This is a genomic window from Methanobacterium sp. SMA-27 (genome assembly GCF_000744455.1).
In the GTDB taxonomy this organism is placed as follows: domain Archaea; phylum Methanobacteriota; class Methanobacteria; order Methanobacteriales; family Methanobacteriaceae; genus Methanobacterium_B.
In genome coordinates this window covers 1,790,038-1,815,882 of sequence record NZ_JQLY01000001.1, presented here as the reverse complement: position 1 = coordinate 1,815,882, position 25,845 = coordinate 1,790,038, and the positions used below count along the sequence as shown (strand labels likewise).

Below are 25,845 nucleotides of genomic sequence, written 5' to 3'. Positions count from 1 at the left end.
GTTCTATAATTTAAATTCACCATAAAAAAATTGCGTTACTATATGAAATACATATTAATCTATTGTTCTAACAGTAGTAGAGTGCTAAATAAAGTTTTTATGGAATTTTTTTATCGATTAAAAAAATAAGGACAGGGAATTTAATTCCCATATTTATATTATTTGTCTTTTAACCAGAATTCCATCACTGTCATGAATATCCACAACAAGAGGTGAATCACCATTTATCATATGTGTAGCACATGATAGACAAGGATCATAAGCCCTTATTATCATTTCAAGCCTATTTTTTAGGCCTTCTGATACTTCGTCACCTTTAATCATGGCTTTGGCAGTTTCTCTAACACCTATATCCATGGAGAGATTATTTTGGCCTGTTGCAACAATGAGATTCGCTCTTTGAATAATACCTGCACCATCTGTTTCGTAATCATGGAATAAAGTACCTCTTGGTGCTTCTATTACTCCAACTCCTCTCATCCTCTTGTCTGAATTTTTGGCGTCGTCGGTACTCATTAATGGTTCGCTAAGTGCTGTTCTTATGTTGGTGCCAGTTATTGCATCGTCTTCTAACAATTCCACTGCTTTTTCAACCGAGTACATGAGTTCGATAAGCCGGGCATAATGATAGAGTAATGGGTTTTGTGCCATTCCATATTTGTCTTTGAATTCTCCATAGAGTGCAGATGCTCTCTCAGTAGGGATGCTGTCTGCAATATTTATTCTTGCAAGAGGTCCAACACGGTAGTTTCCCTCGGGGAATCCTATTTGTTTCATGAATGGGAATTTCATGTAGGACCAGGGTTGTACTTTTTCTTCAATATGATCCAAGTAATTTGATGGGTCAAATTCAGAAACAGAGTTTCCATCTTTGTCAATCATCTTCATTGGTCCATTGTAAAATTCAAGAGCCCCTCCATTGGTTAAACTTCCAAAGTGGGTTTCAATTGGTCCAAGTGTTTCTATGGCATCGGCATATTGTTCAAAAAGTGGTTTTGCTACTTCTAAACCTGACTCAACTAATCCTATTCCTTCTTTAACTTTTGGCAGTAAACCATCTCTTTCTTCTGATGTAAGAGGCTTTGATTGGCCTCCTGGAATCGATGTAACAGGATGTATAGGTTTCCCACCTACAACGGATGTTATTTCCTGTCCAATTTTCCTGGTTTTAATTGCCATTTTTGCAAGGTCAGGATTCTTTTTGATGAGTCCAACAACATTCCTTTCTGCAGGGTCAGAATCAGGTCCTAGAATTAGATCTGGTGCACCTAAGAAATAGAAGTGAAGTGAATGAGAATGGATATATTGGCCAAGCAAAGTTAATTCCCTTAATTTTTGAGCTGTTTCTGGAGGTTGTAAACCGAAAACAGCATCTGTGGCCTTTGCAGATACTATGTGATGTGCTGTTTGGCAAACTCCACATATTCTTGGTGTTATTCTAGGAGCTTCTTCAATGGCAGCACCTTCTAAAAACTTTTCAAAACCCCTTATTTCCATTACATGGAAATGAGCATCTGAAACATTTCCTGCATCATCCATTTGAACAGTGATCTTTGCATGCCCTTCAATTCTTGATATTGGGCTTATTTCTATTTGTTTCATGGTATCACCTTTTATTTCTTGATCAATTGAGGGATCAAGGAAACTTTTTTATCCTCCATTATTGTGCTTCCAATAACAAATCCGTATACAATATGTCCAATATCGTATAGTTGTTTTTCAACGTCCTTGTGGGGCATCTTAGAGATATGTGCGATACGATTAATAATGCAGTTGTAAACATCATGACTAGGCTCTCTTAAAATATCCATTGAAGGTCCACCACATCCATGGCATGGAACTCCAGCTGCTGAACACAATGCACCACATCTTCCAAGAGTTACAGATCCAAGACACACATATCCTTGACTAAGGAAACATTTTTCTTGGTCTGGTTCTCCTTCTATCCTTCTATGGATCTTATCAAATTCAATATGTTCCATTGTACGATTACAATCTGCACATACAGATTTCTTAGGTATTTCTGGGATTTCTCCAGCTATTAATGGCACAAGAACATCCTTGATTAAATTTTCTTTAGGAGGACATCCTGGTATATAGTAATCTATCTCTGCCATGTCTCCTGCTGGATGAACTATCGGCAATAACTTTGGAACAACTTCAGAGGGTTGTTCAGAAGATTCTGTACTTGGATTGTCAGAAAAACTCCTGGCTGAAACATCTTCTGGACTGTAAAGATCCGCCATACAAGTTATTCCTCCGTAACATGCACATGTTCCATAAGCAATAACTGTTTTTGCCTTTTCACGGATTTCTTCAAGTCTTTCCTTATTTTCTTCATTTCTAACCGAACCTGAAACAATGGCTATGTCTATGTCTTCGGGTATTTCCTTAACATCCATAAGAATAGGTGCATAAACCAGTTCTGCCTTTTCAAGTACATCAATAAGATCTTCATGGAGATCGAGTATGGATACTTCGCATCCAGCACAACTTGCTAAAAGTTCGAGGGCTAGTTTAACCATTATTTGCCTCCCCATTTGATTGTTAATGTTTTAAGACAGGCATTTGGTCCGACATGATCAATGTCTAATTTTCCTTTTATTCCCATAACTTCTTCAACAGCCCCAACTGTGTATCCGTAGAGTAGATAACAAAGAGGTCCTTTTTGAGGTAGTCCTTCTCTTCTAAGGGTTTGTCTTACCACACAGTCCCTAAATATGAGTTTGACAATTGTTTCATTCCCTTTTTCAACGGTGTATTCTGCTTGGTCTGCGGGTTTCCACATATCGAAGAAGAATTCAATACCCAATATTTCACTTAACTCTTGCATTGCCTTTTCTAGGTCATCGGTTTTTTCAACCATTTTACCTGCTTCATGCCCCATTCTTTTCCCTGCCTGGTATACAATTGCATTTGCACCACGGCCTGAAACTTGTTCAAGTGCACTAGACATCGAACCAACGAATTTCATGAGTACATGAAGGGCTTCTTCATAATCATCTATGCCTCCCCCACATTCATCCGGAATAAGTTCGGGTTTGAAATCCCCCAATATTTCTTTTTCTTCCCTTTCTATCTGATATTCCATATGAGCCATATAAGAATCTCCCTATATTATTTTTTTGAGTATTCCACTTACTCTTCTATCTATGTAAAGCCTTTTGGCCACGTGTATATTTTTATGTTCCATTGCTTCTGATGGACAGATTTCATGACATGACAAACAAGCCATGCAGTCATCTTCCTTAACAACTTTGCTCTTGTTTTTTGTTTCATCCATTTCATAGACATCGTTGGGGCAATCGTCCACACAAGAACCGCAACCAACACAAGCATTTTCGTCTATTTCTATTTTTACCATCTGTACGCCTCTTAATATTTTTTTGGTAATGGAAGATTTCAACGAGTTACAAAATCATTCCATTTGACCTATATCTGATTTTTGACAATGCATTATTAATCTAAATATATAGATTACTCATTATTAATAAGGTTCACCCCAAATAAAAAAAGAATTTTCAAAAAATATTTATTGATAATTACCATATCGAAAAGGTCATAAACAGTTAAATAATGCATAATATCAGATTTTCTGAAAAAAAATTAAATATCCTCGGTTGAAACAAGCTTACAATGGGTTATGTATGATGCTTCTTTTTTTCCAGGAGGATAACACGTCATTAACATTAATCTTGCATCCCCTTCCTGTGCAAATCTAACAGGATTAGTTTTATAATCCCAACGTATGTCATCACCGTTTGAAGTAACTGAATAAGTGTATTTTTTCTTCATTACAGCATCTATGATTATTACTTTGTCACCGATTTGTAGCGAACCTAAGTTTCGGAATAATCCTGAATATGTTGTTCTATGGCCTAAAATACCACATTCTCCAGGTTGCCCTGGGTATACACTTTCAGAATAGTGAAAAACAGCGTTGTAAGCATTAACAGTATCAGAACGTATTATGCAATCCACTCCAAGTTTTGGTATCACAAGTTCTCCGATTGAAGCACCTCCACTTGAACTGAGTGGATCTAAGGCATCAACAGGATTACTCATCTTTTCATTATAATCTTTTAAACTCTTTTGTGCTTTACCAAGTTCTTTTGACTGTTCAAAACCTGCCATGACTATTGTTAAGGATAAAAATACGCATCCTAATAGTATTGCAACCGAGAATATTCTGTTTCTATTCATGTTTATCAACCAATAATGGTCCTATTTCCTTTGCTATAATAGATCTGTACTCAGCAACCTTCCATGGATCATCTACCCAGACACTTAACATGGCTTTGACACCAGTATCTGCAAGTTCATTTATAATTAAATCTGGTTTTGGTAAATCCAGAGCCCATTTAAATCTTAATGTTAAATTTTTGAATCTCTCAGCTATTTCTTCCACATTTACAGAGTAAGGTATTGTAATATCTAGATCAACCCTCTTCTCCTCTAGGGGGGTGTGATTTACAAGTAAATTTCTTGAAAAATTTGAATTTGGAATTGTTATAATATTATTGTCGGGAGTCACAAGTTTGGTGACTCTGAAACCCATGATCATAACTTTACCTTTTTGATCGGATATTTCAATAATATCTCCTACTTTGAAACTTTTATCTCCTAGAACAAAAAGCCCTGAAATAAAGTTTGATATGGTGTCTCTTGCTGCAAAACCCACAGCTATACCTACAATACCTAAACTCACGGCTATAGCTGTTATATTTATTCCAAGTTCATTGAGTATTATTGTTATAGCAAGTGCATAGATAGTATATTTGATAATTTCATTTATAACTTGGATTAGGGTATCATCCGACTCAAATCTTTTACCAGTTCTAATTATGAAAATTGATGACCATTTAATTATTAATGTTGATACACCTAGAATAAGAATAGTAACAATAATGTCTCTTAAAGTGGGGTTGTTGAGTATCGTTTCAAGGTTCATTCCGTTTCACCTCAAGAATCATCATATCCTCAGCAACAATAGAATTTTCAAATACTTCTAATGCTTCCTTTTCAATTGTTTTATTATCTTTATATCTTGTACTGATATGGGTGAGAACTAGTTTGTTTACATTAGCTTTTTTAGCTATTTCCGCTGCCATTGAAGCTGTTGAATGCCCTGTTTCGTAAGATTTATCCATATGGCTGTCGTTAAATGTTGATTCATGTATCAAAATGTCTGCATCACTTGAAAATTCTATCATCTGTTCGCATGGTCGGGTATCACCAGAATATACTATTTTCCGTCCCTTTCTATTTTCACCAAGTACCTGTTTGGGTTTAATAATTTTTTCACCAACTTTAACAGCAATTCCACTTTGAAGCTTGCCAAAATCTGGTCCAGGTTTCACACCCAACTTTAAAGCATTTTCTTTAAGGAATTTAGGTGATCTCTTCTCATTTATACTGTAAGCAAAATTTGTTACTGAATGTTCTGTTTTACAGCACATAACAGTATATTCTTCTTCATCTAGTACAATCCCATCCGAAATAGTGTTTTCTATTATCTCGAACGAAAGTGCAAAGTAACCGAAATTTTTGATATGTTTAACAAATTCTGAAAGACCTGGCGGTCCATATATATTAAGTGGTTCGGTTCTCCCACGGAAGGCCATTGATTGTATAATCCCTGGAACACCAAGGATATGGTCACCATGAAAATGTGTTATGAATATTTTACTTATTTTCATGGGACTTAATCTAGCCCTTGTCATTTGTCGTTGAGTTCCTTCTCCACAGTCAAATAATATAATCTCTCCAAAACTTTTTAATGCTATTGCAGAGTGGTTTCTGTGGTTGGTTGGTATTGCTGATGATGTCCCTAGAAATATAAGTTCCATTTGTTCCAATCCTATAAAATATTATTAAATAATTTTTGTAAAGAAAATTTTATTAATTTTAGATAATCCTAAAGTAAATTATATTCACTAATTCATTTTGTTATTGTTAAATGGGTTCCTATGACCCCTTAACTTAATGAACATTTATATCTTTTATTTTATATAGAAATACCCATACAAGTTATTAAAATATATGTAAAAGAAAACCATTTATCTAATTTTTTAAGGTAAAGTGATATAAATGAAGTACGATGTAAGGGAAATAATTAAAATGGTGTACCAAGACATTGGTTTTGAAGATATAACCACAAAAGCCCTAATACCTCCAGATAAATTGATAAAGGCCAAGATCATCAGCAGAGAAAAGGGAATTTTATCAGGTATTGATCTAGTTAATAATATTTTTCAGGAGTTCTCAATTAATACAAGTATAAAAAAACATGATGGAGAGAAACTTGCTGAAGATGATATTATTATGGAGATTGATGGTGATGCAAGCACAATACTCAGTGTTGAGAGAACAGTTCTTAATATACTCATGAGGATGAGTGGGATTTCTACTATAACTGCAATGCTGATTGAAAAGGTTAACAATAATGTGATTATAGCAGGGACACGTAAAACTACACCGGGACTACAATTTTTAGAAAAAGAAGCCATAAGGGTGGGTGGTGGCGATACTCATCGATTCAGGCTAGATGACTGCATCCTTATAAAAGATAACCACATTGCAATAGTGGGCAGTGTGAAAGAAGCAGTTGAGATGGCTAAAGGCTATGTTAGTTTTACAAAAAAGGTTGAAGTAGAAGTTGAAAGCACAAAGGATGCACTTGAAGCTGCCATGGCTGGGGCAGATATAATCATGCTGGACAATATGAATCCCGATGAAATACGAAATGTTTTAAATGCTCTTGAAAATAAAGGACTTAGAAATAAAATTTTGATAGAAGTTTCAGGTGGGATTAATCCGGATAATATTGTTGATTATGTAAAAACGGGAGTTGACGTAATTTCAACTGGTTATATAACTCATTCTGCAAAATCGCTTGATATGAGTCTTGAAATAATATAAAGGAAGAGTAAATTGTTGATTTAATTAATATTTTATTTAAATATCAACCTTTTCATATTTTTCATTCCTTGGTTGATAATTATTAGGATTTTCCTTTGTCTTATCTAAATTATTAGGGGAAACTACAATATAATGCAATAAGTTTATATAGGTTTTTTTACAGATCATTTATAAAGAATATTGGAGGCATTTTATGCTAGATCACAATGATGAAGAATACAAAGAATTGGATGAAGATAATACCGAAAATTCAACTGAAGAATTAAATGACGATTCAAGTCAAGATTCAACTGAAGAATTAAATAAGGATTCTACTGAAGAAAATGAAGAAGAATTAGATGCAGATTTAGAAGAAGAGTTTGATGAAGAGGGAGAAGAAGACGAAGGTGAAGATTTACCCTTTGCAAAGGCTGAAGTTGTAAGGCTCATGAAACGAAATCTTGATAAGGACAAGATGATAAGGGAAAGGGTTAAAGTTGAGATGAACAAGTTCCTTGGTGAAGTACTAGAACGGGTCTGTGAACAACTTAATGATTATCCTTACACAACCATTGAATATGAAATGCTCAAAGAATCAATATATCCTTACACCAATATTAAGAGGATTAATGAGGAGAAATTTAGGATATTAAAACATCTAGAAGCTATAAAAGCAGATTGTGATGCATTAACAATGGATGTCAAAAAATCTCTCAAACTTAAAGATATTGATGATGAGAGCGATGAGATATTCTGATATCTCTTCATTTCTTGAATTATTATTCTGATAACCCTGATTTTATTCAAAATAAATTAAATATTTATGAATTTATTTTAAATCCTTGAATTTAACTATTTCAGACAGTTTTTTGCGTTGTTTAACTTTTGGTTCTTCTGCAGGATATCCTAATGGGGTAAATACAAGTGGTTCAACATTTTCAGGTAAATCTAAAATTTCACGAGCTGCATCCGGATCAAAAGCGCCAACCCAACAAGTACCAAGTCCCAAACTGGTTGCAGCTAAAATAATATGATCCATTACAATTGATCCATCTACATCTGCATAATTTTTTCCATCTTTACGATTCCAAGCTTTAGAAGGGATTACACACAAACAGATCACTAAAGGAGCTTCACTGAACCATTTTGCAGGATAAATACGTTTTAATTTATTTTCAACTCCAAGTGTTTTTATTACAATCAATTGAAATGGCTGATAATTCACAGCTGTTGGTGCAAGACTGGCTGCTTCAAATATAACCTTTAATTTTTCTTCCTCTACATCGTCTGGTTTGTAACTTCTTACACTGAATCTGTTTTTAACCAGGTTTAAAAATTCCATATAACTCCTCCTAATAAATCAACAGGTTATAAAATTGTACAAATAAAATAAAAAAAATAATAGTCTATTGATAAATTATAATTAATTATTCATTTTCAATGGTCATAAAACCAGTATTAAGTTCATTTATTTCTTCTTCAGTTAATTTTCTGTGTTTTGCATCATTGTCCACTATTATGCTGTGTCCAAATGGATCTTCCAAAACTAAAGTTGCTATTTCATTTCCAGTTTTCAATTCTTCAATTTTTTCAAGTATTTTAAGGGCATTTTCCTGTATTTGTTTTTCTTCTGCCCATTCCATTGCTGTGGCAACAGCAGATTCAAATCTATTAATGACTCCTTCTACATTAGAAACGTAACCCTGTGATTTGGGACCTGGTTCAACTTTAAGACCTAATTCGGGTATGCTAAGAGTTGCAGATTGGGATTTAACAATTCTTGTATTTAGTTTATCTTTATTGATTTTGAGTGTGTATTTCACTGGTTCTTTCTGCTCCAAACAGATGGTATCAGAATGTTTATATCCACAATCTGAACAAAGCAGAGTTGATTCCATAATCTCCCCAAAATAGGGTATTTTCTCTGTTTTACTGGTCATATTTAGGGTATTCTTACCCCTACATACTGGACAATCTGTTGTAATATTATTCAATTGTAGTTCCCCACATATTTAAAATTTAGGCAATTTACTTAATTTTTAATCTAATTAAGATGTTTGAGGTCCTGTTCCAGAATCGGTTTCGTTTTTATTTTTTTTATTTTTGTAAATAAAACCTTTCTCATCAAGATCTTTTATCATATTTTCTAGACTTTCTTTATCAGGAGCACAAATCTTATGACCATGAATATTATCTGATAGACTGTACAGATTTTCCAAGTCCTTTTTCCTCTTGGGATTTTTTTCCAACCTGTCTATGAAACGTCTAGCTTCCACCGGATCAAATACATTCACCTTCCTGTTTAAAGGTTCTCCAAAACCCGGGAGAAAATAAGATACATCAACCATTCTACCACCATATTTATCTAGTATTATGGATGTTTCATCTTCTAATTGGTCAACAGAATGTTTAAAAAGCATAACTTTACATATTTCTCTTATTAAAGTTAGCATTCGTTTGAGCGAACTTTCAATTTTTATATTATTAATAACTGGTACTCCATGTTCCACTGCACTTTTCACAAGGTAGTCGTTTATGATCCTGTTTTCCTTGAAATATTCCAAGTGTTTGCCACCACGTTTTATTTTCATGGCTCTTTTAACAAATCTTTCTTTGTGAACTTCTTTGTCAGCGGTTAGTATAAAAAAATGAATCGAAGCGTCTTTTTTGAATTTTTCAATGTCAATGAAACCCGGAACTAAATGTACACCTTCTATTACAACATCGTCATAATCATCCACTGCTCTTCTAATCACCCTTTCAATAGCAGGAATAACAAATGAAGCATGATCCTCAAAACCAGCTTCGATCAGTGAATCATTATCTTCAAACCGTTCTTTGTCTCTAAGTGTTGTGTAAGCATCAAATGAGGATTTATGAAGTGATGGTGCATAGTCCGGACCTATTATTCCACGGACTATGGCTCTTATAAAGTCAGTTTCAATTAAATGTTTTATTCCCAATTCTTTTGCCAGTTCAGAGGCTATAGTTGATTTTCCAATGCCTGATGCACTTCCAATTAGTATAACGTAGGGTTTTCTCAATTTTTCCCTCCCCAATTGTCTTAAAGTAGGTATTTACCGATTTAAAACTTATGTTAACATGTCAACTACACGTTCAGCACTTCTTCTCATCTCAATTCTTATTAAACCGAGATTAATTGCTATGTCGGTTATGACTACTAAAATTCCTTCCCCTGCATCTATCATTAAAGTTTTTCCCTTTTCCCCCTCTATCATAACTTGTTGAAGTGGCTCATGTTTCATTTCTTCTGCAGATCTTTCAGCTGTACCGAAAACAGCAGACGCCATGGCAGCAACAAGTTCCGAATCTATGTCTCCTGGTACTTCACTTTCGATGATTAAACCATCTTTTCCAACTACCAGTGATCCACTTACACCGTTGATCCTTCCTAAATCCTTAAGTATTCTTTCTATCATACCTATGCCTCCACAATAGAATTGAGTAATCTACCCAAAGTATATATCTTGGTTTAACATTTATTAAATAAATAGGTAATGTAAAGTTTCACAGTTATTCACTAAAATTACTAATATTGTTAAGTTTAACAGTTATTCACTAAAATTACTAATATTGTTAAGTTTAACAGTAAATTCACCAAAATTTATAGGAGTGATCCTTTGTATTTTATAACTTCTCTTAAGGAAATTCAAGACCTCAACCCATTTGTTATAATAGGATGTGGAGGTGGCGGAGAAAAATTCTCTAATTTTGAGGGTGTGGAATCTGTTGGTTTCATTGATGATGATACTGAAAAGCAAGGCCAAGAATTTTGCAATAATGTTATATCTCGAGATCTAACAGAAGTCCTTCAAAAGACAAATGCCAAGAGCGTAGCCATTATGCTGCCAATAGGTGCTGAAGGAACAGCACTCAAGTACGCTGTTGAAGCAATTGATAATGGTAAAAATGTTGTTACTTCATTTAGATCATTACCGATTTCACAGAATGAATCTATTATTAAGTTTGCGGATGCTAAAGGCGTAATTTTAAAGGAAATCAGCCCTCGACTGGATGTTATAAGGAAAATATTTGGTACAGCACCCCCAATGTGTACAGAAATTTTACCAAAACTCGATTACAAACCCAAAACTCCTATAGTATTCGTTGGAGGTACTTCACAAGAGTGTGGAAAAAGAACCACAACAAGACTATTGGGTAAAGCAGCTATAGAAAGGGGTTTAAATGCAGTTGTAATTTCGACTGATGAGATGGGATTTGAACAACCCGTTGATATGAATTTCCGTGCAGGAAGCCTCTCTGTTATGGATGTTGCTTCTGCAGTTATTGGATCTATTAAATATATGGAGGAACAGAAGAATCCTGATATTATATTCATTGAAGGTCAATCAAGCCTAACAGAAAGAGGTAACCCTCATCCAAGAGGACTTTCAGCTTCTATTCTTATAGGTGCAACGCCTAATGCAACTATTGTGTGTCACAGACCCAACCACCCATACAGAGAACCTAGAGGTATAGAATTTGAAGTTAAGGCTATTGAAGCATTAGAACCCACAAAAGTAGTTGGATTATCTTTGAATCTAAGAAATGTCAGTGACAAAACTGAATTAAATAATTATGAAAGTAAATATGGGTTGCCCGCTGTTGATGTTAAAAATGGCGGAGCATCAAGATTGCTAGATGTAATTATTGATTATATAGGGGACTTGTAGAAATGAAGGATGTACTGGATATTATAAAGAAAAATATTGGTATAGATGATGAAAATAATGAAAAAGAAGAACAGGAAACCATAATTGTTCCTGAACATTCTTTCTATGAGATAATCCTAATGAAAGCCAAGAACTTGGATGATTTTGACTTTGCATTGAGTCAGATCACCGAAGAGAAAAATCCTATTATAATGGATATGAGCTACCTTGAAAGGGATAGTCCCGAAGAATTTAAGTTGGCTGGAGAAAAATTAAAGGCATTCAGGGATAAAACTGGAGGAGAAGCAATATTACTATGTAAAAATGGTAAAAATATTATTATCATCACTCCCCCCGAGATCAAGCTTATACGGAAGTGAAAAACAATATTTACTACTTAAAGATTTAATAATAAGATAATTATAATAAACTATTCCTCACTTAAAAAATAATTAGAATTAGTTTTGTGTGGGGATTGGGGGATATCAATGGAGTTACCAATAACTAGACCTTCCATGATCTGCTATGCGGATGAAATTGAATTCGCAGAGTTATTGAAGGATCTTTCTTTAAAAAGACATAATGGATTCATTAGGATTACATCAGGTTCCGAAGAAGGATTTATTCTTTTTAAACAAGGTAAAGAAATTGCAGCATCTTATGATAGACATTCTAGGGTTGATGCTATCGAAAAAATTAGTGATGCAATGAATAATAAAGGAACTCTAATTGAAATTTTCAATGTACGTCCAACCCAAATTGATTTCTATATGGATATTAACAAGCCATATATTATTGGTTCAGATGCATATGAGATTATAGATGAGATTAAAAAATCCAAGGACTTAACAAATATAGAAACAGAAACAACTCCCGAGCCGAAGGCAGTTCCTACAGCAAAACCTGTTTCAGAAGCTATAAAAGAATCTGAAAATAATCCTAAATCAATAAAACCTACAAAAACTGAAACAATTGAAACAATTGAACCAAAACAAGTTCCCCAAAATGATGATGAGATAGTTAGCAAAGAAGGGTCTTCAAATGATTCAGAAATTCTATCTGAAACAAAAGAAGCTCCAAATGAACCAATTGAAAAATCTGAATTAGAAAGTAATTCTGTTAAAGATGTTGTTCCTGAAATAATCAAACCAAAAACTAATGCAGAACAATTAGGTGAGAACGACACAAAGGAGCAGCAAACTAATCAGCAAATTCCCGAACCTGTTACAGAAATGAATAGTGAATCTGTAATAGAATCGGAACAGGAAAAACCTTCTGATGAATTGAAAATAGAACCTGTAACAGATGAATCTAATATCCCCTCTACAGAGGAATCTGTTCAAGATATAGATTCTACTTTAGAAGACGATCTTGAAACCAATTCAAAGGAAGAAAAGGAAAATGTAGAAATGCCTTTGGTTGACAGGTCCGAATTGATGAAAAAATATGGTATCAAAGACATTCAAGAGGAAGATGTTGATAATATACTTGAATCATATAAAGGTGGTTCAGTAAGAGATGAAGATATTGAAAAAATTGAATTGACGTTAATGAATAAGATCAAAAAATCAATATTACCCATACCTAAAATTAAAGGAGCCGAGGTAATGGTTTTTCTTGAAAACATGGATGGATTGAGTGGTAAGGTCAATATTATAATCGAATTAGAATCTAAAGGATTCTTATCTCGTATTATGGGTGATTCAAAGGATATTAATCTGGAAAGACAGATAATAAATATATCTCAAATAGAAATAAGAAAAAGTTTCAGGAAATATCCTGAAATTGTAGATAAATTTGATGTTAATGTAGAGATTAGTTAGGAGGTTAGCAGATGACAAGAGTTATAACAATTGCTTCAGGAAAGGGCGGTGTAGGGAAGACAACTATCACAGCCAATTTAGGTGTTGCATTATCAACTTATGGAGAAGAGACTATAGTACTTGATGCAGATGTTGCAATGGCCAACCTCGAACTCATTCTGGGCATGGAAGGAAAATCTGTAACATTGCACGATGTTCTTTCAGGATCTGCATCTATTGAAGATGCTATATACGAGGGACCTGGAGGAGTAAAAGTTGTTCCGGCAGGAATTTCTCTTGAAGGCCTCCGTAAAATTAAAATGGATAGATTAGAGAGTGCATTGGAGATATTAGTTGAAAATGCGGATATATTGCTTATAGATGCACCTGCAGGACTTGAAAAAGACGCTCTGGCTGCTATAGCTGCGGCTCAGGAGATGATACTAGTTACAACTCCGGAAGTTCCTTCCATAAGTGATGCTCTAAAAACTAAGATCATAGCAAACAAACTTGGGGTCGATATTATAGGTGTTGTAATAAACAGGGAGCAACACGATAAAACCTTTTTAACAATTACTGAAATAGAAACTATTCTTGAAGTACCTGTTATAGCAGTCATACCAGATGATCCTGAGGTTAGCAGGGCAGCAGCTTTTGGTGAGCCTTTAATTATAAAAAATCCTAAATCACCAACAAGCAATGCCATAATGCAGTTAGGTGCTGATCTTATAGGTGAAGAATACCAGCCAATTGAACCAGATAAGAAGGGAGTTATTGCCAAACTCGTTGAAGGACTTCTTGGAAGGAGATGAATTAATATTGATTGGAATTACAGGCTGGAAAATGGTATAAAATGTCAAGATTCATAGCATTTGCTTCAGGAAAGGGTGGAGTAGGAAGAACATCCATAACATTTAACCTTGGGGTTGCACTTTCACTTTTTGGTGAGGAAGTTGTCATGCTGGACTTAGATCTGGTAATGGCTAATTTGGACGTTATTACAGGTCTTTTAAATCCTGATGTAACATTACATGATGTTTTAGTGAGGGATAAATCCATAGATGAATGTGTTTATGAAGTTAACCAAGGAATTCGTGTGGTTCCTACGGGAATCCATTTTGAAACTTTGAAACATATAAATCCCAACTATATCTCATGGAACAAGATAATGAACGAGATATCTGATTATGGCGATATTTTTTTAATGGATCTTCCTGCTGGAATAAACGCCAATGTATTTGAGGGGCTTCCTGAAAATACAGAGGCAATATTAGTGACACAATCCAACATGCCATCTGTTGCAGATGCCCTGAAAATAAGAATACTTTTCAATGAATTAAACATTAAGATAAGTGGTTTTGTTCTTAATATGTGGTACGATGATAAATTTTTATTATCAGAAAATGAAATAGAATCTATACTGGAAGTTCCAATGATTGGTTTAATTCCCTACGATAGGGAAGTGGAAAGATCTATGGCTCTTGGAAGATCTGTGGTGGAAGTGAACCCATCTTCCCCAACAAGCAATGCAGTTATGCAACTTGCAGCTGATCTGCTCGGAAAAGAATATAAACCAATTGAACCTAATAAAGAAGGAATTGTTGGTAGGATCAAGAAATTTGTTGGATTACTACCCGAATGAATAAATAAAATATTTTTTTATAAATTAAACTAACAGAAATTTAATCATCATATATAAAAAATAATTTAACTAGGCTATTGGCGAAAACATGAAAGATCTCAAATTAGATGTTTTAGGATTTGGAACATGTAATACTGATTTTTTAATGAATGTGGAACGTTTTTCCGGTGCTGATGATGAAGTGGATATTAGAAATCTTAGTACATTAATCGGCGGTTCAGCTGCCAATTTTGCTGTTGGTGTATCAAGATATGGCTTGAAAACTGGTATAATGGCAAGAATTGGTAATGATATTTTTGGTAAGCATATTCGCTCTGAATTAGAAAAAGAAGGAATTAACACCGAAAGGCTGGTTTCGATAGATGAAAAAACAGGAATGGCATTTATTGCAATTGAACCAGATGGTGAAAGATCTATTTATACGTTTATGGGTTCAAATTCAAAGTTCAATCTTGAAAGGGAAGATATAACCCTTATTAAGCATTCTGAAATACTTCACATAACTGGCATGTACATTGAAGTAGTTGAAGAAGCTTCGAAACATGCAAAATTACTTTCATTCAATCCTGGCAATTTGTTAGCATCATACGGGTTGGATGCCCTAGATAAAATCCTTAAAAGAACTCATATATTGTTTTTAAACAAGAAGGAAGTCACAATTTTAACAGGTAGAAATTATGAAGAAGGAGCTAAACTCATAGTTGATAATGGGGTTCCTTTGGTTGTAGTAACAATGGGAAAGGAAGGTTCGAAAGTATATACTGAAAATAATCAAATTCATTATCCTACAAAGGAACTAAATGCTATAGATACAACAGGAGCTGGGGATTCTTTTGCAGCAGGATTCATAACAGCATTTTTTAAAAAAAATGAACTTAAAGATTGCCTTAAACTTGGAAATCAATCTGCTTCAAGTTGTATAACAAAACTTGGGGCTTTTAACAGTTCAGAATTTAAATAAATTCTGTATTTTAATAAATTTTATAAATTATATATCAAAAAATTCAGATGCAATGGTATATGATACTCTTTTTATATCCTTTTCATTTACACCAGCAAGTCTAAGTTTATGAACTGTTTTTGGAACTGATAAAGGATCTGATGGTGATGAACTCATATCACTATCCAGTACAAATCTATCATAGCCATATTCATCCATCAAGATAACAGCTTCTTCAGGCGTCATTTTTTGAGGTTGAACAGTAATTCCAAGTACACCTTCAAAATTCCTAACCCTATCTATTATTGAATTGTCTACATGGTCAAGCAGAATAAGGGATGTTTCGATATTATCTTCAATTATTGATGCTGTTATATTAGTTACATCCTTTTTATTGGTTCTGGGTGTGTGAACAACAACTTTTATACCCATATCTTGTGCAATTTTCAGTTGTTGTTTAAACACTTTTATCTCCATTTCAGATGCAGTTTCAAGCCCTATTTCTCCAAGTGCCACAACATTTTTATTAGCAAGCAGTTCTGGAAGCTTTTCTATAACTCTTATGTAATCGGAAGATATGCTCCTAGGGTGAAGACCAACAGCAGCATACAATTTTAATCCATTCTTTTCTGCTCTTTGGGTGTCATTTTCCATAATTCTGTGTATATGATCCAAAACAACTGCGGATGTACTCATTTTCATGGGATCGTGTGCACAGCTAACTGCCTTTTTAATACCTGCCACTGCCATTTTTTCAAAATCTTCATATGGTCTTGTATCTGCATGTATATGTGCATCTATCATATATTATCACCTTTTAAGAGCATTTCTGAATTTTATTTATTTTGTATGCTTTTTTTATTAATAAATCATGTATTCAATTTAAGAAGGATATAAATATTTTTGTTAGACAAATAAATTTGGTTATATGGTTTACCTAATTTTAAATGGAAGAGAATGGGGATGTAAAGAATTGTAAGAATGTATCACCTAACAAATATTAAAGAAATTGCATTAAAAATAATAAGACTGGGATGATGACCGAACCAAGATTAAAATTGTTAAATTAATTCCAAAAAAGAGAGTTAGAGGCTCTTATTTGCAACTCGGATAATAAATTAAATAAATTGTTATTTAAAAAAAAATAAAATTAAATATCTTCAAAATCAAGTCTTCCCTCAAGAAGATCCTTTAAAATATTGTAGATATTTTTTATAGGGATTCTTGTCTGTTTCAAGTTGTCTCTATTTCGTATGGTCACTGTATTATTCTCAAGAGTTTCATGATCAACAGTGACTGCGAATGGTATGCCTATCTCATCAGAACGAGCATATCTACGTCCTATTGTTCCTGATCCATCATATTCTGATATTATGTTTTGATTTCTAAATTCATCCCTTATAGAATGTGCTATTTTAACCAGATCTTCATTGTTTAAAAGTGGAAAAACACTAACTCCAATAGGAGCTATTCCTTTTGCTAACTTTAAAAATGATCTATCATCATCTTCAGCGTATGAATGAAGGAGTACAGAGTAAATTATGCGGTCAATTCCATATGAAGGTTCAATTACATGGGGAATAACCTTTTCACCCCGAATAATATCTTCAATCTCTTCGAAAGATATAATTTCTGGAGATAATTCATAAGATTTATCATCAATTTTTATTTTGAATATGCCATCATTTTTAAAGGCTTTTTGTATATCTGATGCTTTTAAATCTTCTAATGCACTGAGTATTTTTGGTGCATCAGCCTTGAAAAGTGGACCAAATTTCTTCATATTTGGCTTCACAACCAGTTTAGTAACTGTTTTGGGTTCATTGTATTCAATGAAAACACTAAGATCTTCGTTGCTGTGTTTGCTATGGGATTTCAGATCAAAATCTGTTCGATCGGCTATTCCTATTATTTCGATCCATCCAAACCTGTCTGTTTTCACTTCAACATCCCAACAGTCAATTGCATAATGGGCCATTTCGGTTGGAAGATGCTGTCTGAATCTTATAACCTCTGATGGAATTCCTATATCCGATAAAAATCTTGCTGCTAGGCATAATTGATAAGTTAAAATTTCACTGGATATCAATCCTTCTTTAACAGCCTTTCTAGCATTCACTCTTTCTGAATTTTGTTTTTTTATCTGATTTTCTGCTGAGAAAAGAGTTAGAATATCATCTGCTATGGCATTGAATTGAGGATGGGATTTGTTTGAAGGATCAACAAATATTTCTGCTTCTGCTTGGGTAAATTCCCTCAATCTAATAACTCCTTGACGGGGAGAGATTTCATTACGGTAAGCTTTACCAATTTGAACTACTCCAAATGGAAGTTTTCCCCTGAAAAACCTTAATAATCTTTTAAATGGAATAAAAATTCCCTGTGCAGTTTCAGGACGCATATAACCTGTTTTTTTGCCCTTTGCACCTATTAATGTTTGAAACATTAAGTTATAGCTCCATACATGTGTTAGCGGGCCACCACACTTAGGACATCTAATTTCGTTATCTGATAACATTTCAGTCAATATCTGATCTTCTAGTCCCTCTACATCTTCATTTATGGCTGCTTCAATTATATGATCTGCCCTGTAAACTTCCATGCATTCTTTACATTCTGTCATGGGATCAGTAAAATGGTCAACATGTCCTGAAGCTTTAAGTGCTTCCTCAGGCATTATGGTTGGTGATTCTATTTCATAGAAACCTTCGTGTATTATATAGTAGTTTCTCCATTTTTCAATGATGTTGTTTTTGAGTATTGCACCTAACGGGCCGTAATCAAAGAAACCTGCTGATCCTGAATATATTTCAAATGAAGACCAAAGAAATCCTCTTTTCTTGGCTATGTTCATTACCTTGCTGTCTGTCATGATAAATCCTCTCAATAAAATTTATTTCAAAAATATAATAATTTCTTGAACCTAACTCTTTTTTAGGGTGGATCCTCTTATAAGTTCATAATCGTGTTTAATTTTACTTGTAACTGGACGACTCTGGTTCATATATTTGCTGTCTCGCTCAGGGTGTCCGTATGGCCTATCTGCTGGTGATGTCATAGTCTCAAAGACTATTTGACAAACTCTCTGACCCGTATATAGTGCAACAGGCATTTTCCCTATGTTGGATATTTCTAGAGTAATTTTTCCACAGAAACCTGGATCTATGTACCCTGCTGTAACATGCATGGTTATTCCGAGTCTACCCATTGATGATCTGCCTTCAACCCTCGCAACAAGGTTATCAGGAAGTTCAACAGTTTCATAGGTCGTTGCCAGAGCAAATTCACCAGGATGAATAATAAATGGTTCTCCTTCTTCTATATAAAATGATTCCATGTAACCTTCAATGTCTGATTTGTCCATTGGATCGATACAAGGCTTCCTTATTATTCTGAAGCTTTTAAATTCATTTCCTATCCTTAAATCAACTGAAGATGGTTGAATTTGTCTTTCTGGTTCATTTAATGGTTCTATAACTATTTTTCCAGATTTAATATGTTTTTTTATATCTTTATCACTTAGAATGGCCATTTATTGCCCTCTTTTATCTTTTTTGATATCTTCTTTTATGTTTATCTTTGATATATCTTTGACTGTATTGGGTATTCCACAGCTGTTTCCAACACCCAGTACCATAATTTTGGAACCAGTTTCAGATTCTAAAATTGAATTTTTAAGAACTTCAAGAGCTTTTTCAGATGATTCAAGAATTTTCTTGGACATCTGGTACATGGCTTCTTCAGGACTCATCTTAACAATAATTGCATCTACTTGAAGATCCTTTTTCACCATCTGCTCCTCTATAAGCCACTTGTCAACTCCAAGCCCACCTATCACAACACCAATTCCTTCTGCAACAGATCCAGTTTCTTCTCCTTCAAGTTTTTGAGCAGCATCAACAGTAATTAATCTTTTAATATTCCTCTCTTCCATAATTGATGTAACATTTTTCCCAATTTTACCAACTCTTGCACCCGGACCTTTGGCACGCATTACAACAATATTCCTATTGTATATGTTTAGTTCACCAACAATAAGATCGTCTTCAATATAATTAAGTTCATTTTCTGGAAGATCCTTTAAGAGCATTCCTGTTACCAACGGACCTATACCATCTCCAACAGGTTTTCCTTCTGAAAATGCATTTGCACCTTCATACTGAGCTTTAACCAATCTCATGATGAGTGGAAGGCTCATCTGAAGCATTAGAAGTATTTGAAGATTACCTGTTTTTTTTGAAAGCTCAAGATTGTGTCTAACCATCTTTGCAACGCCATTTATACCCAGTGTTGCTTTGAGCGTCATGATTATATTTGATCTCCATTCATCGTCTGCATGAGGTGCAATTGTTTTGGTCATTTGTTTAAATCGTTCTTCGCCTAAATCCATAATTGATTCAAATTTATCCATTATACCTGCAGGATCAAGTGCAACAGGAGGGACAATAAAAAATTCCATGAAATTATCAACGGCATCACTTGGATCATTTATTGGATTTCCATTTTCCACACATATTTTTACCAATGTTTTTTTGGATTCTTTGACCATTGCTTCAAGTTCAAATGTGTAACGTGAGATTGAAGAATTTATTCTCATTTTAAGTAGAATTGGAATCATTATTATCAGTAGTATTATGACCACTATCATGATTATATCAAAGGGGGTAATTCCAAGGAACATTATTTTTCACCTTCATTTCCTTTTTCTTTTATGCGTGCGTTTATTCTCCTTAAAGTTCCTTTCAAGGTATGAGCTTCTCTTCCAGATATAAATGCTCTTTCAATAATTCGTTTAAATACCAGAGATGCATTTTTGCTTTTATGAGTGGGGTAACCTAATTTTTGGATTATATCATCCATGTATATCATCAAGCTCTCTTTTTCAGCTTTTGTTGCAGCTTCAAGCCCATCAACAGGATAAGACTTTTCTCTCTTAAACATTTCATAAAATATGATGGCTGCGGCATGGGTTATGTTAAGTATGGGGTAATAATCATGGGTAGGAATACTTACAATCACATCACACAGCTTAATTTCTTGATTTGAAAGCCCATTACCTTCTCTACCGAAGATTAAAGCCACATTACCTTGGTAGTTAATTGAATCTGCAAGTTGTTCTGGACTTACAGCAATTCTGGCTACATTATAACTTCCACCTGCAGTACCTGTAGTCCCAACAGCCGAGTCAATTTTAGCATCCATTAAAAAATTTTCAAGCGAATCATACGTTACCGAGTTGCTTACAACATCTCTTGCATGCATTGCTTGAAAGTAACTTTCATTTTTTAATTCACATGGATTTATAAGGACTAAATTTGTTAATCCAAAATTTTTCATGGTCCTTGCAAGAAAACCAATATTTCCAGGAGATTCAGGTTCAACAAAAACAACGTAAATCATATTTTTCACTTAAATTTTTAGGTTAAAATACTTTAATTCATTAATTTAACAATCATAGGCCATTTCAAGAAGCTTCAGAATATTCATTACCTTTACATTTTCTATTCCGGCTTTCTCTAAACTATCTCTGATATTGTATTCACAGAATGGACATATGGTAATAACTGCATCTACACCCAAGTCTTTAACCATATCAACCTTTTTTTTACCAAGCCCGGCTGCTATTTCAGGTTTTCCGGCCCTTACACCTCCACCTGCACCACAGCACTGGTCAGGAAATTCCATTTCTACAAATTCAAGCCCTTTAATCTTTTTAAGTATTTCTCGAGGTTCTTTACTTATTCCTTGCCCTCTAACAAGATGGCATGGGTCATGGTATGTTACTCGCATGTTAACTGGTTTCATATCTGCTGTGTTTAATCTTTCAGCTAAAAATTCACTAATATCCACCACATTCAGATTAACTCCATATTTTGGATAGTCATTTTTAAGGGTTGAACCGCATCCAGCACATACTGTAACTATGGTATCGTAGTCTTTGAAGACTTCCTCGTTTTTCTTAACAAGATCAGAAACCAGATCTGTCTGTCCAGTTCTAAGTAATGGTGAACCACAACACACTTGATCTTCTGGAACAATAACATCTATATCGTTGTCTTCCAACACTTTCAGAAATGCAACTCTTATCTCTGGAATCTTATAATCAACCATACAACCTGTGAAAAATGCTACTTTTGGTTTTTTTGTTTTAGATTCTGAATTGGATTCATTAGTTATTCCCGATTGTTTACTGTTCGCGATATCTATTTTGCCCTCTGAAACAGCTTTTATAAACCCTTTTCCCATGGTTCCTTTGCCAAGTGGTTCAACTGAGCGGCCTGTTTTTTTTATGAGCTCCATAACCTCTTTGTGAATAGGTAGAGGACCTACATCTTCTTGGCATGCAATTGCTCTCAATTTTTCAATGGCGGATCCAAAGGTGTTTATTTCCTTTGGACAGACTTCTGCACATTTTCCACAAGATGTACAACAATAAAGTCCTTCGTCAAACCCTTCACTAGCACGATCTGCGCAGTCTCTTGGATCCATTGCAAATTTGGAAATGTATCGCATGAAGTATGGACCTGCAAATTCCGATGTTTCGTTTACTACCGGACATGCGGATATACAAGATAAACATTCAATACAGCTTCTAATCTTTTTTGTGTCTGCATATTCTTCAGGATTTATTACAGCAGGACAATCCTGATTTTTACATTCACCTTCTAAATAAAGATCCAATTTTCCAACTTTTTTATCAAATTTGGACCTGTCAACAACCAAATCTTTGATCACATCAAAGTCAAGTGGTTCAATAATTGCATTATTTGTTATTTCGGCTTTGCAAGCTAAAACCACGTTCCCATTCATTTTCAAAGCACATGATCCACATTGACCTGCTCTGCAAGAGCATCTGTAGGCTATATCTGCATTGTACTCTGTGTTGATATAATTCAGCGCATCCAGAATTTTCATCTTATCATTTTCAGGAACACTATAACTTTCTAAATGAGGTTTTTCACCCATGTCTGGGTCTTGCCTCAGAACATTAACCTTTAACATTTCTATCTCCAATTTTTTTACTAAAAATCTAATTAAAAAAGATTTATTTAAATTAAAAGCTCATTAATTCTTATTATTAAATCATTTAACCTTTCTGAATGAATAAATTTCATTTACGTTAGATGGTTAGATATTGGTTCATATATTATAAATAATTTATAAGTAGTGATAATATATTCTCCAAAATGTTTATTGATTCAATGTTCTGTATCAATGAGTTTTCTTACTAGAAGCCAATAAATTAATAGTTCGTGTTCCTGTTTTTTGTAATCAGGATATTTTGTGGATATTATGCTCCAAAATCTTCTGTTATGTCCCATTTCAACTAGATGGGTTAATTCATGGAATATTACATATTCTATAAGATAAATGGGGAGATGCATCAAATAAATGTTTATGTTAACATTCTTTTTTGAGCTACAGCTTCCCCATCGAGTTTTCATCTTCTTGAAATATACTTTATTAACCTTTACATTCAAATTATTGGATAAATTTTTAACAAATAACAAAACAATCTCTCTGAATTCTGGTTCGGTCATGAAAAAGTTTAGTTCTTTATTATTTGCCTCTTCTTGGGATGCTTTTATACGGCTTAACTTTTTATATATCCAATTTTCATGTTTTTTTATAATTTCTTCATCTTTATTATAATTTAAAGGCATTATAATCCTCAATTTATCAGTTTTAATTTCTAATCTAGCGTATTTAACTTTTCTATGGATAACTTCATATTCAACTTCCATATCTTGGATCTTGGCTTTTTTAATCATTTATATGTCCATAACTATTTTTAATGAGTATTATTACTTAGAACTATGATTTTAAATTAATTAATTGATCAAGAAATATTTAATTTTAAAACCTGCAGAAGGATTGATAAACAAATATATTCTTGTGTTACATATCAATAATGTGAAATGGAACTATTGTTTAATTAAATAATTAGAAATTAATAATTTACATAATTTGTTTATTCATTTAAATAATAAAAGCTATATCAGAAATATAAAGATTTTAATTTTAAGTGATCGTCATGGATATAAAAGAAATTTTAACAGCAAGCGAAAATGAAAATTTATTCTTGCTCGGAAATGAAGCAACTGTAAGAGGTGCAATAGAAGCAGGGGTTGGATTAGCATCCACTTATCCTGGTACTCCTTCATCAGAGATTGGAGATGTGTTTTCTAAGATTGCAACCGATGCAGGAATATATTTTGAATTTTCGACTAATGAAAAGGTAGCTCTAGAAGTTGCTGCAGCTGCAGCAGCTTCAGGTGTAAGATCCTTTACCTTCATGAAACATGTTGGTTTAAATGTTGCATCAGATTCCTTTATGAGTGTGGCATATACAAGTGTTGAGGGAGGTATGGTTATTTTATCTGCAGATGATCCATCAATGTTTTCATCACAGAATGAACAAGATAACCGGCACTATGCAAGACTTGCAAATATCCCAATGGTTGAACCTTCAAATCCACAGGAAATAAAGGATCTTATGAAATACAGCTATGAGTTATCTGAAGAATTTAAATTGCCAGTACTTATGAGGACTACAACACGGGTTTCTCATATGAGGGGAGTAGTTAAAACAGGTACTAATGTAGATAAACCCAAAAAGGGTTTTTTCAAAAGGGATCCCAAAAGATTTGTTCCTGTACCTTCCACAGCAATGCTGATGCATAAAATTCTTGTGGAAAAAATGGAAAAACTAAAGAATATTACAAACAACTCTCCATTGAACACAATTGTTAATAAAAATGGAAAAGTAGGTGTAATTTCAAGTGGAAGTGCATTTAATTATGTTATGGATGCTGTTGAGGAGAACCAGCTTGAAATTAATGTTTTGAAGATAACATTATCGTACCCATTTCCAGATCAACTTGTACTGGATTTCATTAAAGACCTTGAAACAGTAATTATTGTTGAAGAGGTTGATCCCATAATGGAAAAGGAAGTACTGTCAATTATAGGGCAAAATGGGCTTAAAAAAAATATTCATGGCAAACTGGATGGTACATTGCCAATGATATATGAGTACAGCCCAAACATTGTTCTTAATGCTTTGAACAAAGTTATTGATATCAATTTGAATATATACAATGCAAATGTGAGTGAAATTGCCATTCCCGAACGTCAACCTACTCTTTGTCCTGGATGTCCCCATAGGGCAGCATATTATTCTGTTAAAAAAGCAGTTGCAGAACTTAGTCTAGAAAATGTGATTTATCCAACTGATATTGGTTGTTATACGCTTGGAGTGGCTTCACCATATAATTCAGCTGATTATTTGCTTTCCATGGGTTCTTCTATTGGAACTAGTTGTGGATTTTCAAAGGCAACAGATCAAAATGTTGTGAGTTTTATTGGTGATTCAACTTTTTTCCATGCAGGAATACCTCCGCTCATAAATGCAGTTCATAATAAAAACAGATTTGTTCTGGTTATTTTGGATAACAGAACAACTGCAATGACAGGAGGCCAACCGCATCCGGGTCTGCCTGTCGATGGTATGGGAGGGGAAGCTCCTGAAATTTCAATTGAAGAAATAGTAAAAGCTACAGGGGTTGAATTTTTAAGATTAATAAATCCATTAAACGTTAAAAAGTCTCAGGAAACGTTTAAAGAGGCACTGGAATTCAATGGTGTTGCAGTTGTAATATCCAGATATCCATGCATGCTAATTAAGAGAGTAAGAAAGAGTGACCTCAGCCTTGAAGTGAAACAGAATAAATGTGATTCATGTGCTAAATGTGTCACAGAATTTGCATGTACAGCTATATATACTGATGAAGATGGTTCAATTCATATTGACCCTCAGATATGCAATAAATGCAATGTATGCGTACAAATTTGCCCTGAAAAAGCAATAGGGATAAAAAAATAGTT

27 protein-coding genes are annotated in these 25,845 nt (G+C 34.0%); 9 read left to right on the top strand and 18 right to left on the bottom strand.

Translation table 11 applies throughout. From position 1 onward, the window contains the following. Positions 1-153: 153 nt before the first annotated feature. From DL91_RS09065 to rnz, 7 genes are all read right to left on the bottom strand, one after another. Complete coding sequence (locus DL91_RS09065) at positions 154-1,602, bottom strand: Ni/Fe hydrogenase subunit alpha (RefSeq protein WP_048191182.1); 1,449 nt, start codon at positions 1,600-1,602, stop codon at positions 154-156. 11 nt (positions 1,603-1,613) lie between these two features. Beyond that, positions 1,614-2,525, bottom strand: coding sequence for a F420-nonreducing hydrogenase (locus DL91_RS09060; RefSeq protein WP_048191181.1), 912 nt, complete (start codon positions 2,523-2,525; stop codon positions 1,614-1,616). Beyond that, positions 2,525-3,100, bottom strand: a complete 576-nt coding sequence (locus tag DL91_RS09055) for a hydrocarbon binding protein (contains V4R domain) (protein WP_231551440.1) — start codon at positions 3,098-3,100, stop codon at positions 2,525-2,527. Before DL91_RS09055 ends, DL91_RS09060 begins: the two co-directional genes overlap by 1 nt. A gap of 12 nt (positions 3,101-3,112) precedes the next feature. Further along, positions 3,113-3,364, bottom strand: coding sequence for a ferredoxin family protein (locus tag DL91_RS09050; RefSeq protein WP_048191180.1), 252 nt, complete (start codon positions 3,362-3,364; stop codon positions 3,113-3,115). 242 nt (positions 3,365-3,606) lie between these two features. Continuing rightward, a complete protein-coding gene (locus tag DL91_RS09045) occupies positions 3,607-4,203 on the bottom strand; it encodes a class E sortase (RefSeq protein ID WP_048191179.1) in 597 nt (198 codons plus the stop codon). Next, the gene (locus DL91_RS09040) at positions 4,196-4,951 is read right to left on the bottom strand and encodes a mechanosensitive ion channel family protein (RefSeq protein WP_048191178.1); all 756 of its coding nucleotides are present in this window, start codon (positions 4,949-4,951) and stop codon (positions 4,196-4,198) included. The genes DL91_RS09045 and DL91_RS09040 overlap by 8 nt, the downstream gene beginning before the upstream one ends. Next, positions 4,941-5,849, bottom strand: coding sequence for a ribonuclease Z (rnz, locus tag DL91_RS09035; protein ID WP_048191177.1), 909 nt, complete (start codon positions 5,847-5,849; stop codon positions 4,941-4,943). Before rnz ends, DL91_RS09040 begins: the two co-directional genes overlap by 11 nt. Before the next feature lie 241 nt (positions 5,850-6,090). Here rnz and nadC point away from each other — a divergent pair, with 241 nt between their 5' ends. Both nadC and DL91_RS09025 read left to right on the top strand, forming a co-directional pair. Continuing rightward, positions 6,091-6,921: a carboxylating nicotinate-nucleotide diphosphorylase gene (nadC, locus tag DL91_RS09030; RefSeq protein WP_048191176.1), complete on the top strand. Its 831-nt coding sequence runs from the start codon at positions 6,091-6,093 to the stop codon at positions 6,919-6,921. A 193-nt stretch (positions 6,922-7,114) separates the two neighbouring features. Then, a complete protein-coding gene (locus DL91_RS09025) occupies positions 7,115-7,657 on the top strand; it encodes a hypothetical protein (protein WP_048191175.1) in 543 nt (180 codons plus the stop codon). Positions 7,658-7,729: 72 nt separating this feature from the next. Here DL91_RS09025 and DL91_RS09020 read toward each other — a convergent pair whose 3' ends face one another. From DL91_RS09020 to DL91_RS09005, 4 genes are all read right to left on the bottom strand, one after another. After that, the gene (locus DL91_RS09020) at positions 7,730-8,242 is read right to left on the bottom strand and encodes a nitroreductase family protein (RefSeq protein ID WP_048191174.1); all 513 of its coding nucleotides are present in this window, start codon (positions 8,240-8,242) and stop codon (positions 7,730-7,732) included. A gap of 85 nt (positions 8,243-8,327) precedes the next feature. Next, the gene (locus DL91_RS09015; RefSeq protein ID WP_048191173.1) at positions 8,328-8,894 is read right to left on the bottom strand and encodes a ZPR1 zinc finger domain-containing protein; all 567 of its coding nucleotides are present in this window, start codon (positions 8,892-8,894) and stop codon (positions 8,328-8,330) included. Between the two features lie 54 nt (positions 8,895-8,948). Further along, positions 8,949-9,944 carry a 3H domain-containing protein gene (locus DL91_RS09010; protein WP_048191172.1) on the bottom strand — a complete coding sequence of 332 codons (996 nt, stop codon included), beginning with the start codon at positions 9,942-9,944 and terminating at the stop codon, positions 8,949-8,951. 48 nt (positions 9,945-9,992) lie between these two features. Beyond that, a complete protein-coding gene (locus DL91_RS09005; protein ID WP_048191171.1) occupies positions 9,993-10,340 on the bottom strand; it encodes a roadblock/LC7 domain-containing protein in 348 nt (115 codons plus the stop codon). A gap of 201 nt (positions 10,341-10,541) precedes the next feature. On the opposite strand from DL91_RS09005, the gene DL91_RS09000 reads away from it, so the two are divergent. From DL91_RS09000 to DL91_RS08975, 6 genes are all read left to right on the top strand, one after another. Beyond that, positions 10,542-11,594 (top strand): DUF1611 domain-containing protein, encoded by a 1,053-nt coding sequence (locus DL91_RS09000; protein ID WP_048191170.1) that lies wholly within the window; start codon positions 10,542-10,544, stop codon positions 11,592-11,594. A gap of 2 nt (positions 11,595-11,596) precedes the next feature. Beyond that, the gene (locus DL91_RS08995) at positions 11,597-11,953 is read left to right on the top strand and encodes a cell division protein SepF (protein ID WP_048191169.1); all 357 of its coding nucleotides are present in this window, start codon (positions 11,597-11,599) and stop codon (positions 11,951-11,953) included. Between the two features lie 108 nt (positions 11,954-12,061). Further along, entirely contained in the window at positions 12,062-13,396 is a 1,335-nt protein-coding gene (locus DL91_RS08990; RefSeq protein ID WP_048191168.1) for a DUF2226 domain-containing protein, read from the top strand. Positions 13,397-13,407: 11 nt separating this feature from the next. Continuing rightward, the gene (gene minD / locus DL91_RS08985) at positions 13,408-14,187 is read left to right on the top strand and encodes a cell division ATPase MinD (RefSeq protein WP_048191167.1); all 780 of its coding nucleotides are present in this window, start codon (positions 13,408-13,410) and stop codon (positions 14,185-14,187) included. Positions 14,188-14,198: 11 nt separating this feature from the next. Next, positions 14,199-15,017: a cell division ATPase MinD gene (minD, locus tag DL91_RS08980; RefSeq protein ID WP_231551439.1), complete on the top strand. Its 819-nt coding sequence runs from the start codon at positions 14,199-14,201 to the stop codon at positions 15,015-15,017. An 88-nt stretch (positions 15,018-15,105) separates the two neighbouring features. Continuing rightward, positions 15,106-15,978 (top strand): carbohydrate kinase family protein, encoded by an 873-nt coding sequence (locus tag DL91_RS08975; RefSeq protein ID WP_048191166.1) that lies wholly within the window; start codon positions 15,106-15,108, stop codon positions 15,976-15,978. 27 nt (positions 15,979-16,005) lie between these two features. Here DL91_RS08975 and DL91_RS08970 read toward each other — a convergent pair whose 3' ends face one another. The 7 genes from DL91_RS08970 to DL91_RS08940 form a co-directional block, all read right to left on the bottom strand. Beyond that, entirely contained in the window at positions 16,006-16,761 is a 756-nt protein-coding gene (locus DL91_RS08970; protein ID WP_048191165.1) for a TatD family hydrolase, read from the bottom strand. Positions 16,762-17,107: 346 nt separating this feature from the next. Continuing rightward, positions 17,108-18,829, bottom strand: a complete 1,722-nt coding sequence (gene glyS / locus DL91_RS08965; protein WP_048191164.1) for a glycine--tRNA ligase — start codon at positions 18,827-18,829, stop codon at positions 17,108-17,110. 51 nt (positions 18,830-18,880) lie between these two features. Then, on the bottom strand, positions 18,881-19,489 hold the full coding sequence (gene dcd / locus DL91_RS08960; RefSeq protein ID WP_048191163.1) for a dCTP deaminase: 609 nt from the start codon (positions 19,487-19,489) through the stop codon (positions 18,881-18,883). Further along, positions 19,490-20,638: a DUF1512 family protein gene (locus DL91_RS08955; RefSeq protein WP_048191162.1), complete on the bottom strand. Its 1,149-nt coding sequence runs from the start codon at positions 20,636-20,638 to the stop codon at positions 19,490-19,492. It lies immediately after the preceding gene. Continuing rightward, a complete protein-coding gene (locus DL91_RS08950) occupies positions 20,638-21,357 on the bottom strand; it encodes an RNA methyltransferase (RefSeq protein ID WP_048191161.1) in 720 nt (239 codons plus the stop codon). The genes DL91_RS08955 and DL91_RS08950 overlap by 1 nt, the downstream gene beginning before the upstream one ends. Positions 21,358-21,402: 45 nt before the next feature. Then, the gene (gene tfrB, locus DL91_RS08945) at positions 21,403-22,959 is read right to left on the bottom strand and encodes a fumarate reductase (CoM/CoB) subunit TfrB (RefSeq protein WP_048191160.1); all 1,557 of its coding nucleotides are present in this window, start codon (positions 22,957-22,959) and stop codon (positions 21,403-21,405) included. 197 nt (positions 22,960-23,156) lie between these two features. Next, positions 23,157-23,729, bottom strand: coding sequence for a M48 family metallopeptidase (locus DL91_RS08940; protein WP_048191159.1), 573 nt, complete (start codon positions 23,727-23,729; stop codon positions 23,157-23,159). A 263-nt stretch (positions 23,730-23,992) separates the two neighbouring features. On the opposite strand from DL91_RS08940, the gene iorA reads away from it, so the two are divergent. Further along, the gene (iorA, locus tag DL91_RS08935) at positions 23,993-25,843 is read left to right on the top strand and encodes an indolepyruvate ferredoxin oxidoreductase subunit alpha (RefSeq protein WP_048191158.1); all 1,851 of its coding nucleotides are present in this window, start codon (positions 23,993-23,995) and stop codon (positions 25,841-25,843) included. Positions 25,844-25,845 lie beyond the last annotated feature (2 nt).